Genomic DNA, 9712 nt, shown 5'->3' with positions numbered 1-9712 from the left:
GAGCTCAGGAATCCAGGAGTAGAGAATGCCCCGTAGTTTGAAGAAGGGTCCCTTCGTCGACGGCCACCTCGAGAAGAAGGTGGACGCTCAGAACGATGCCGGAACCCACACCGTGATCAAGACCTGGTCGCGTCGCTCGATGATCCTGCCGTCCTTCATCGGACACACGATCGCCGTGCACGACGGCCGCAAGCACGTCCCGGTGTTCATCACCGACGCGATGGTCGGGCACAAGCTGGGCGAGTTCGCCCCCACCCGCACCTTCCGCGGTCACGAGAAGGACGACCGAAAGGCCAAGAGGCGATGAGTGCAGCTACCCGAGAGAACGTCAGCGCGCGCCGCGAGCGCCTGCTCGGCGACGCCGCGGGCGCGTTCGCCGTGGCCCGCTTCGTGCGGGTCACCCCGCAGAAGGCGCGCCGCGTCGGCGACCTGGTCCGCGGCATGGACACGCAGGAGGCGCTCGCCATCCTGCAGTTCGCCCCGCAGGCCGTCGCGTCCAACTTCTACAAGCTGGTCGAGTCCGCCGTCGCGAACGCCGTGACCACCGAGGGTCTGGACGCGTCCGACCTCGTGATCTCCACGGTGCTCGTCGAGGAGGGCCCGACGATGAAGCGGTGGCGTCCGCGCGCGAAGGGTGCGGCCAACCGCATCCTCAAGCGCACCAGCCACCTCACCGTCGTCGTGCAGCCGTCCGCCGACGTGCCGCAGTCGCGCAAGAACACGAAGAAGGGCGGTCGCTGACCATGGGCCAGAAGATCAACCCGCACGGCTTCCGCCTGGGCATCTCCACCGACCACAAGAGCCGCTGGTACGCCGACAAGCTGTACAGCAGCTACGTCGGCGAGGACGTCAAGATCCGCAAGCTCCTGACCAAGGGCATGGACCGCGCCGGCATCAGCCGCGTGGAGATCGAGCGCACGCGTGACCGCGTCCGCGTCGACATCCACACCGCGCGTCCGGGCATCGTCATCGGTCGCCGTGGCGCCGAGGCCGACCGCATCCGCGGCGAGCTGGAGAAGCTCACCGGCAAGCAGGTGCAGCTCAACATCCTCGAGGTCAAGCAGCCCGAGCTCGACGCACAGCTCGTCGCGCAGGGCGTGGCCGAGCAGCTGAGCGGTCGCGTGCAGTTCCGTCGCGCGATGCGCAAGGCGATGCAGACGACCATGCGCTCCGGCGCCAAGGGCATCCGCATCCAGTGCTCGGGCCGTCTCGGCGGTGCCGAGATGAGCCGCTCGGAGTTCTACCGCGAGGGCCGCGTGCCCCTGCACACGCTCCGCGCCGACGTCGACTACGGCTTCTACGAGGCCAAGACCACCTTCGGTCGCATCGGCGTCAAGGTGTGGATCTACAAGGGCGAGGTCGCGGGCACGCGCGCCGAGCGCGAGGCCGAGGCCGCGCGTCGCGCCGCCGCCCCCGGCAGCCGTCGCCCCCAGCGCGGGCGCCGTCCCGCTCGTGACGACCAGGCCGGCCAGGGTGCTCCCCAGGCCGAGCAGGCCGCTCCCGCCGCCGAGGCTCCCGCCACGGCCGGCGCCGGCGCTGCCACCGAAGGAGGGCAGTCCTGATGTTGATGCCTCGTAGGGTCAAGTACCGCAAGCAGCACCACCCCAAGCGCCGCGGCATGGCGAAGGGCGGCACGGAGCTGGCGTTCGGCGACTTCGGCATCCAGGCGGTCGAGGGTCACTACGTGACCAACCGTCAGATTGAGTCCGCTCGTATCGCCATGACGCGTCACATCAAGCGTGGCGGCAAGGTGTGGATCAACATCTACCCCGACCGCCCGCTGACCAAGAAGCCGGCCGAGACCCGCATGGGCTCCGGCAAGGGCTCGCCCGAGTGGTGGGTCGCGAACGTCAAGCCCGGACGCGTCATGTTCGAGCTCTCGGGTGTCTCCGAGGACGTCGCGCGCGAGGCGATGCGTCGCGCCATCCACAAGCTGCCCATGAAGGCGCGCTTCATCACCCGCGACACCGAGGGAGGGTTCTGAGCATGGCTGCGAAGACCACTGCCGCAGAGCTGCGCGGCCTCGATGCCGAGGCTCTGGAGACCAAGCTGCGCGAGGCCAAGGAAGAGCTGTTCAACCTGCGCTTCCAGAACGCCACGGGACAGCTCGACAACACGGCTCGTCTGAAGACGGTCCGCCGCGAGATCGCCCGCATCTACACGGTGCTGACCGAGCGCGAGCTGGGCATCATCGAGGCGGTCGAGGCATGAGCACCAGCGAGAAGGACACCGTGACCACGAACACCGACACCACCCGCAACTACCGCAAGGTGCGCGAGGGCCTCGTCACGAGCGACAAGATGGACAAGACCGTCGTCGTCATTGTCGAGGACCGCGTGAAGCACCCGCTGTACGGCAAGGTGCTGCGACGCAACGTGAAGCTCAAGGCGCACGACGAGGCCAACGCGGCCGGCATCGGCGACCGTGTGCTCATCCAGGAGACCCGCCCGCTGTCGGCCACCAAGCGCTGGCGCGTCGTGGAGATCCTCGAGAAGGCGAAGTGAGAGACAGATGATTCAGCAGGAGTCGCGACTCAAGGTCGCCGACAACACCGGTGCGAAGGAGATCCTCTGCATCCGCGTGCTCGGCGGCTCGGGTCGACGCTACGCCGGTATCGGCGACACCATCGTCGCCACCGTCAAGGACGCCATCCCCGGCGGCAACGTCAAGAAGGGCGACGTCGTCAAGGCCGTGGTCGTGCGCACCGTCAAGGAGCGCCGCCGTCCGGACGGCTCGTACATCAAGTTCGACGAGAACGCCGCCGTCATCCTCAAGGCCGACGGCGACCCGCGTGGAACGCGCATCTTCGGCCCCGTGGGCCGCGAGCTGCGCGACAAGAAGTTCATGCGGATCATCTCGCTCGCCCCGGAGGTGCTCTGACATGACCAGCAACAAGCGAACGCTGTCGATCCGCAAGGGTGACCAGGTCAAGGTCATCGCGGGTGCCGACAAGGGCGTCGAGGGCAAGGTCATCGAGGTGCTCGCCGAGCGTGAGCGCGTCATCGTCGAGGGCGTGAACCGCATCAAGCGCCACACCCGCGCCGGTGCCGACGGCACGCAGGGCGGCATCATCACGCGTGAGGCCCCCATCCACGTCTCCAACGTGATGCTCGTCGTCGACGTCGACGGCGACAAGACCACGACGCGCGTCTCGCACCGCCGCGACGACGTCACCAAGAACCGTCCCGACGGTTCCAGCTACGAGGCGCAGCGTTCCGTGCGCGTGTCCTCCAAGACCGGAAAGGAGATCTGAGCATGGCCGAGACGACCACCGCTCCGCGGCTGAAGGCCAAGTACCGCGAGGAGATCCTCCCGGCGCTGCGCGAGGAGTTCGACCACGCGAACGTCATGCAGGTGCCCGGACTGACGAAGATCGTCGTCAACATGGGTGTCGGCGAGGCTGCCCGCGACGGCAAGCTCATCGAGGGCGCCATCCGCGACCTCACGGCGATCACCGGCCAGAAGCCGCAGGTCACCAAGGCTCGCAAGTCCATCGCGCAGTTCAAGCTGCGCGAGGGCATGCCGATCGGTGCGCACGTCACGCTGCGCGGCGACCGCATGTGGGAGTTCCTCGACCGTCTGCTCACGCTGGCGCTGCCCCGTATTCGCGACTTCCGCGGTCTCAACGGCAAGCAGTTCGACGGCCGCGGCAACTACACGTTCGGTCTGACCGAGCAGGTCATGTTCCACGAGATCGACCAGGACAAGATCGACCGGTCGCGGGGCATGGACATCACCATCGTCACCACCGCCACCAACGACGACGAGGGTCGCGCGCTGCTGAAGCAGCTGGGCTTCCCCTTCAAGGAGAACTGACATGGCGAAGACCGGCCTCAAGATCAAGGCGGCCCGCAAGCCCAAGTTCGCGGTCCGTGGCTACACGCGCTGCCAGCGCTGCGGCCGTCCGAAGTCCGTGTACCGCAAGTTCGGCCTGTGCCGGATCTGCCTGCGCGAGATGGCCCACCGCGGCGAGCTGCCCGGAGTGACCAAGTCCTCCTGGTGACCTCGTCGGCCTCGTGCCGCTGACCACCACCCCTTCCACCACGACCGTCGCAGGTCCTCCCTCACCCGTCCGGAACCCCGGGCCCGGGGACGGGATGCGAAACCACGGCAGGAACGGAAACACCACATGACCATGACCGACCCGATCGCGGACCTGCTCACGCGGATCCGCAACGGCAACCAGGCGTACCACGACGACGTGTCGGCGCCCTACTCCAAGCTGAAGGAGGGCGTGCTCGCCCTGCTGAAGCAGGAGGGGTACATCACCGACTACAAGGTCGTCGAGCCCGCCGAGGGCGAGGTGGGCAAGTCCCTCCACGTGACCCTCAAGTACGGCCCCCAGCGCGAGCGCTCGATCGCCGGCATCCGCCGCATCAGCAAGCCGGGCCTGCGGGTGTACGCCAAGTCCACGAACCTCCCGAAGGTGCTCGGTGGACTGGGCGTCGCCATCATCTCGACCAGCCAGGGCCTGCTGACCGATCGTCAGGCCACGACCAAGGGTGTAGGCGGAGAAGTCCTCGCCTACGTCTGGTGAGGGAGGAGCACACACATGTCGCGCATCGGCAAGCTTCCCGTCGCCGTCCCGAACGGCGTCGAGGTCACCATCGAAGGTCAGGACGTCCGCGTCAAGGGCCCCAAGGGCGAGCTCTCGCACCGCGTCGCCGAGCCCATCACGGTCAACCGTGGTGAGGACGGCAGCCTCGAGGTCCAGCGTCCCGACGACGAGCGTCGCAGCAAGGCCCTCCACGGCCTGAGCCGCACGCTCATCAGCAACATGGTCGTCGGCGTCACCGACGGCTACGAGAAGAAGCTCGAGATCGTGGGCGTCGGCTACCGCGTCCTGTCCAAGGGCCCGACGGAGCTCGAGTTCGCGCTCGGCTTCAGCCACCCCGTGATCGTCAAGGCCCCCGAGGGCATCACGTTCAACGTGGAGGCTCCCACCAAGTTCTCGGTCATCGGCATCGACAAGCAGTCGGTCGGCGAGGTCGCCGCGAACATCCGCAAGATCCGCAAGCCCGAGCCCTACAAGGGCAAGGGTGTCCGTTACGCCGGCGAGCGCGTGCTGCGCAAGGCTGGAAAGGCTGGTAAGTGATGGCCGTCTCCATCAAGCAGTCCAAGGGTCGCTCCGCCCGCGCCACGTCGCGCGCGCGTCGCCAGATCCGTGGTCGCAAGAAGCTGCACGGCTCGCCCGAGCGTCCTCGTCTCGTCGTGACCCGCTCCAGCAAGCACATCGTGGCCCAGGTCGTGAACGACCTCGAGGGACACACGCTGGCCTCGGCCTCGACCCTCGAGGCCGACCTGCGCGCCTTCGACGGCGACAAGACCGCCAAGGCGAAGAAGGTCGGCGAGCTCGTCGCCGACCGGGCGAAGGCCGCCGGCATCGAGGCCGTCGTCTTCGACCGCGCGGGCAACCGTTACGCGGGTCGCGTGGCCGCCCTGGCCGACGGCGCGCGCGAGGGTGGGCTGGAGTTCTGATGTCCACCAAGACGAACAACTACGACATGGGGAGTGCCGCATGAGCGCCCAGCAGAGTGGTAACCGCCGCGGAGGCGGAGACCGTCGCGGTGGTCGAGGCGACCGCGGCGGCGACAAGTCCAACTACATCGAGAAGGTCGTCACGATCAACCGTGTCGCCAAGGTCGTGAAGGGTGGTCGTCGCTTCAGCTTCACCGCCCTCGTGATCGTCGGCGACGGTGACGGCCAGGTCGGTATCGGCTACGGCAAGGCCAAGGAGGTCCCCACGGCGATCTCCAAGGGTGTCGAGGAGGCGAAGAAGAACTTCTTCCGCGTCCCGCGCATCCAGGGCACCATCCCGCACCCGGTGCAGGGCGAGAAGGCGGCCGGTGTCGTCTTCCTGCGTCCCGCGTCGCCCGGTACCGGCGTCATCGCCGGTGGCCCGGTGCGTGCAGTGCTCGAGGCCGCCGGTGTCCACGACGTCCTGAGCAAGTCGCTCGGCTCGTCGAACTCCATCAACATCGTCCACGCGACGGTGGAGGCCCTCAAGGGCCTGGAGTCGCCCGAGGCGGTCGCGCAGCGTCGCGGCCTCGCGGTCGAGGACGTCGCCCCGTCGGCCCTGCTCAAGGCTCAGGCCGAGGGCATCAAGGAGGCGCAGAACGCGCCCGCCGAGGTGGGTGTCTGATGGCGCGCCTCGAGATCACCCAGGTTCGTTCGGCGATCGGTCGCCCGCAGAACCAGCACCACACGCTGCGGTCGCTGGGTCTGAAGCGCATCGGCGACGTCGTCGTCAAGGAGGACCGCCCCGAGATCCGCGGCATGGCGAACACCATCCCGCACCTCGTGGCCGTCAAGGAGGTTGACTGACATGGCGCTGAAGCTTCACCACCTGCGCCCCGCCCCCGGTGCCAAGACCGCGAAGACCCGCGTGGGTCGCGGTGAGGGCTCCAAGGGCAAGACCGCCGGTCGCGGCACCAAGGGCACCAAGGCCCGCTACCAGGTGTCCGCCGGCTTCGAGGGTGGACAGATCCCGCTCCACATGCGTCTGCCCAAGCTGAAGGGGTTCAAGAACCCGTTCCGTGAGGAGTACCAGGTCGTCAACGTCGAGCGCATCGGCACCCTCTTCCCCGAGGGTGGCGCCATCGACGTCGACGCGCTGGTCGCGAAGGGCGCGGTCCGCAAGGGCCAGCTGGTCAAGGTGCTCGGCGAGGGTGACCTCTCCGTGGCCGTCCAGGTGACCGCCCACAAGTTCTCCGGCTCGGCCCGCAGCAAGATCGAGGCCGCCGGTGGCAGCGTGACCGAGCTCTGAATGACGCTCTGACGAGACGACGGCGAGGTTCGTGGCCCTAGCGGCCACCGGACCTCGCCGTCGTTCGTCGTCCGGCCCTCGCAGGCCGAGGCCCGTCCCGGGCGCCCGCCCCACGTGCGGGGTGCAACGACCGGGCAACGGCCGATCTGCGAGAACTGACTGTTAGAGTCGCCGAGGTCCCGCCAGGGGCCCACGATCGAGGAGGACACCCGGTGCTCAGCGCCTTCGTCAACGCGTTCAAGACGCCTGACCTTCGACGCAAGCTGCTGTTCGTGCTCGCCGTGATCGTGCTGTTCCGGTTCGGCTCGACCCTGCCGGCCCCCGGCATCAACGTGAGCAACGTCCAGCGCTGCGTCGACCTCGCCTCGCAGGGCGAGAACAGCAGCCTCTTCGCGCTCATCAACGTCTTCTCCGGCGGTGCGCTCCTGCAGCTGACCGTGTTCGCGCTGGGCATCATGCCCTACATCACCGCGAGCATCATCCTGCAGCTGCTCGTCGTCGTCATCCCGCGGCTGGAGGCCCTCAAGAAGGAGGGTCAGTCCGGCCAGGCGAAGATCACGCAGTACACCCGCTACCTGACGCTCGGGCTCGCCGTCCTGCAGGCGACCGGCATCGTGGCGCTCGCGCGCAGCGGCCAGCTGTTCGGCGGCGTCGACTGCGGCCAGCTGCTCTACCGCCCCGACAGCATCCCCGCCTTCCTGCTGATCGTCCTCACCATGGTCGCCGGCACCGCCGTCATCATGTGGCTCGGCGAGCTCGTGACCGACCGCGGCGTCGGCAACGGCATGTCGATCCTGATCTTCACGCAGGTCGTCGCGACGTTCCCCGGCGCCATGTGGCTGATCAAGGAGCAGAAGGGCTGGGCGACGTTCTCCGTCGTGGTGCTCGTCGGTCTCGTCATCGTCGCGGCCGTCATCCTCATCGAGCAGGCGCAGCGCCGGATCCCGGTCCAGTACGCCAAGCGCATGGTCGGGCGCCGGATGTTCGGCGGCTCCTCGACCTACATCCCGCTCAAGGTCAACCAGGCCGGCATCATCCCGGTCATCTTCGCCTCGAGCCTGCTCTACCTGCCGGCGCTGTACGCGCAGTTCCGGCCCGACGGACCGGGCGCGGTGTTCATCACCGACCACTTCGTGCGTGGTGACCACCCGTACTACATGATCACGTACTTCGCGCTGATCGTGTTCTTCGCCTACTTCTACGTGGCGATCACCTTCAACCCGGAGGAGGTCGCCGACAACATGCGCAAGTACGGCGGCTTCATCCCGGGCATCCGTGCCGGCCGTCCGACGCAGGACTACCTGGCGTACGTCCTGAGCCGCATCACGGCTCCGGGCGCCGTGTACCTGGGCTTCATCGCCCTCATCCCGATGGTGGCCGTGGCGCTGCTCGGCGCCAGCCAGAACTTCCCGTTCGGCGGCACCTCGATCCTCATCATCGTGGGCGTCGGCCTCGACACGGTGAAGCAGATCGAGAGCCAGCTCCAGCAGCGCAACTACGAAGGGTTCCTGCGGTGACTCGTCTCCTCATCATGGGTCCGCCCGGTGCCGGCAAGGGCACGCAGGCGGCGACGCTCGCGCAGCGGATCGAGGGCGCGCACGTCTCGACCGGCGACATCTTCCGGGCCAACGTCCAGCAGCAGACCGAGCTCGGCCGGACCGCGCAGCGCTACATGGACGCGGGCGAGTACGTGCCCGACGAGGTCACGAACGCGATGGTGCAGGACCGCCTCGCCCAGGAGGACGCCCGCGAGTCCTTCATCCTCGACGGGTACCCGCGCACGCTCGAGCAGGTCTCGACGCTCGACCGGATCCTCGCCGACCTCGGCTCCGAGCTCGACCACGTGCTCGTGCTGACGGTCGACCACGAGGAGCTGATCGCCCGGCTGCTGAAGCGGGCCGAGACCAGCGGCCGCGCCGACGACACCGAGGACGTCATCCGGCACCGCCAGGAGGTCTACATCGCGGAGACGGCGCCGTTGCTGCCGGTGTACCGCGAGCGTGGCCTGCTGCGCGAGGTCGACGGCATGGGCACGGTCGACGAGGTCGAGGCGCGCATCGACGCCGCACTCGGCCTCTGACCGGAGGCCGGGGGAGACCGTGTTCGGTCGCGGCATCGAGATCAAGACACCCGAGCAGGTGGCGCTCATGCGCCGCGCCGGTCTCGTCGTCGCGCACGCCCTCGAGGCGGTCCGCGAGACCGTCGCGCCAGGGGTGACGACGGCCGAGCTCGACGCGGTCGCGCACGACACGATCCGCGCGCACGGGGCGACGTCGAACTTCCTGCACTACGGTGCCGAACCCGGTGTGCCCGGCTTCCCCGGCGTCATCTGCGCGTCGGTCAACGACGAGGTCGTGCACGGCATCCCCGGGTCCCGCGAGCTGCGCGAGGGCGACGTGGTCTCCATCGACTGCGGCGCGATCGTCGACGGATGGCACGGCGACGCGGCCGTGACGGTCACGGTCGGGGAGGTCGCCCCCGAGGTGCAGCAGCTCGTCGACGACACCGAGCGGGCCCTCTGGGCCGGTATCGCGGCCGGCGGCGTCGGCCGGCGGGTCGGCGACGTGAGCCAGGCGATCGAGCGCAGCGTGCGCTCGTCCGGTGACTACGGGATCGCCGACGGCTACACGGGACACGGCATCGGCACGGCCATGCACCAGGCGCCCGACGTGCCGAACGTGGGGCGAGCCGGCAAGGGCCCGCGCATCGTGCCCGGCCTCGTGCTGGCCGTCGAGCCGATGGTCACGCTCGGCTCGCCCGACACCCGCACCCTCGACGACCACTGGACGGTCGTGTCCGACGACGGGTCCTGGGCGGCCCACTGGGAGCACACGGTCACCTGGACGGCCGACGGCGCCTGGGTGCTGACGGCGCTCGACGGCGGGCGTGCGCGGCTCGCCGAGCTCGGCGTGCCGTACGCGGGCGACGACGCGTCGTAGCCGTCGA

At 68.6% G+C, this 9712-nt stretch carries 19 protein-coding genes; all 19 read left to right on the top strand.

Annotation, left to right across the window (positions count from 1 at the left end):
* Positions 1–25: 25 nt before the first annotated feature.
* Positions 26–307 carry a 30S ribosomal protein S19 gene (rpsS, locus tag QE370_RS01320; RefSeq protein ID WP_067859804.1) on the top strand — a complete coding sequence of 94 codons (282 nt, stop codon included), beginning with the start codon at positions 26–28 and terminating at the stop codon, positions 305–307.
* Positions 304–741 (top strand): 50S ribosomal protein L22, encoded by a 438-nt coding sequence (gene rplV / locus QE370_RS01315; RefSeq protein WP_253023936.1) that lies wholly within the window; start codon positions 304–306, stop codon positions 739–741. The genes rpsS and rplV overlap by 4 nt, the downstream gene beginning before the upstream one ends.
* A gap of 2 nt (positions 742–743) precedes the next feature.
* Positions 744–1562: a 30S ribosomal protein S3 gene (gene rpsC, locus QE370_RS01310; protein WP_067859801.1), complete on the top strand. Its 819-nt coding sequence runs from the start codon at positions 744–746 to the stop codon at positions 1560–1562.
* Positions 1562–1984: a 50S ribosomal protein L16 gene (gene rplP, locus QE370_RS01305; protein ID WP_067859795.1), complete on the top strand. Its 423-nt coding sequence runs from the start codon at positions 1562–1564 to the stop codon at positions 1982–1984. Before rpsC ends, rplP begins: the two co-directional genes overlap by 1 nt.
* Positions 1985–1986: 2 nt before the next feature.
* Entirely contained in the window at positions 1987–2211 is a 225-nt protein-coding gene (rpmC, locus tag QE370_RS01300) for a 50S ribosomal protein L29 (protein ID WP_067859792.1), read from the top strand.
* Positions 2208–2504: a 30S ribosomal protein S17 gene (rpsQ, locus tag QE370_RS01295; protein ID WP_253022574.1), complete on the top strand. Its 297-nt coding sequence runs from the start codon at positions 2208–2210 to the stop codon at positions 2502–2504. Before rpmC ends, rpsQ begins: the two co-directional genes overlap by 4 nt.
* Positions 2505–2511: 7 nt before the next feature.
* Positions 2512–2880: a 50S ribosomal protein L14 gene (gene rplN / locus QE370_RS01290; RefSeq protein WP_056209423.1), complete on the top strand. Its 369-nt coding sequence runs from the start codon at positions 2512–2514 to the stop codon at positions 2878–2880.
* Between the two features lies 1 nt (position 2881).
* On the top strand, positions 2882–3253 hold the full coding sequence (rplX, locus tag QE370_RS01285; protein ID WP_253022576.1) for a 50S ribosomal protein L24: 372 nt from the start codon (positions 2882–2884) through the stop codon (positions 3251–3253).
* 2 nt (positions 3254–3255) lie between these two features.
* Positions 3256–3816, top strand: coding sequence for a 50S ribosomal protein L5 (gene rplE, locus QE370_RS01280; protein ID WP_067859780.1), 561 nt, complete (start codon positions 3256–3258; stop codon positions 3814–3816).
* Position 3817: 1 nt separating this feature from the next.
* Complete coding sequence (locus QE370_RS01275) at positions 3818–4003, top strand: type Z 30S ribosomal protein S14 (protein WP_067859778.1); 186 nt, start codon at positions 3818–3820, stop codon at positions 4001–4003.
* 126 nt (positions 4004–4129) lie between these two features.
* Positions 4130–4537 (top strand): 30S ribosomal protein S8, encoded by a 408-nt coding sequence (gene rpsH / locus QE370_RS01270; protein ID WP_067859776.1) that lies wholly within the window; start codon positions 4130–4132, stop codon positions 4535–4537.
* A gap of 15 nt (positions 4538–4552) precedes the next feature.
* The gene (rplF, locus tag QE370_RS01265; RefSeq protein WP_067859773.1) at positions 4553–5095 is read left to right on the top strand and encodes a 50S ribosomal protein L6; all 543 of its coding nucleotides are present in this window, start codon (positions 4553–4555) and stop codon (positions 5093–5095) included.
* Positions 5095–5478: a 50S ribosomal protein L18 gene (rplR, locus tag QE370_RS01260; RefSeq protein WP_253022580.1), complete on the top strand. Its 384-nt coding sequence runs from the start codon at positions 5095–5097 to the stop codon at positions 5476–5478. Before rplF ends, rplR begins: the two co-directional genes overlap by 1 nt.
* Before the next feature lie 40 nt (positions 5479–5518).
* Complete coding sequence (gene rpsE / locus QE370_RS01255; RefSeq protein WP_253022582.1) at positions 5519–6142, top strand: 30S ribosomal protein S5; 624 nt, start codon at positions 5519–5521, stop codon at positions 6140–6142.
* A complete protein-coding gene (gene rpmD / locus QE370_RS01250; RefSeq protein ID WP_067859767.1) occupies positions 6142–6324 on the top strand; it encodes a 50S ribosomal protein L30 in 183 nt (60 codons plus the stop codon). Before rpsE ends, rpmD begins: the two co-directional genes overlap by 1 nt.
* 1 nt (position 6325) lies before the next feature.
* Positions 6326–6766: a 50S ribosomal protein L15 gene (gene rplO / locus QE370_RS01245; protein ID WP_253022584.1), complete on the top strand. Its 441-nt coding sequence runs from the start codon at positions 6326–6328 to the stop codon at positions 6764–6766.
* Positions 6767–6978: 212 nt separating this feature from the next.
* On the top strand, positions 6979–8283 hold the full coding sequence (gene secY / locus QE370_RS01240; RefSeq protein ID WP_067859763.1) for a preprotein translocase subunit SecY: 1305 nt from the start codon (positions 6979–6981) through the stop codon (positions 8281–8283).
* The gene (locus QE370_RS01235; protein ID WP_308207025.1) at positions 8280–8846 is read left to right on the top strand and encodes an adenylate kinase; all 567 of its coding nucleotides are present in this window, start codon (positions 8280–8282) and stop codon (positions 8844–8846) included. Before secY ends, QE370_RS01235 begins: the two co-directional genes overlap by 4 nt.
* 19 nt (positions 8847–8865) lie before the next feature.
* Entirely contained in the window at positions 8866–9705 is an 840-nt protein-coding gene (gene map, locus QE370_RS01230) for a type I methionyl aminopeptidase (RefSeq protein ID WP_309633130.1), read from the top strand.
* Positions 9706–9712 lie beyond the last annotated feature (7 nt).

Origin of the sequence: Aeromicrobium sp. SORGH_AS_0981 (assembly GCF_031453195.1) — a bacterium.
Classification (GTDB): Bacteria; Actinomycetota; Actinomycetes; order Propionibacteriales; family Nocardioidaceae; genus Aeromicrobium.
The sequence above is the reverse complement of the archived record's forward strand: the minus strand, read 5'-3'. Positions and strand labels throughout refer to the sequence as shown.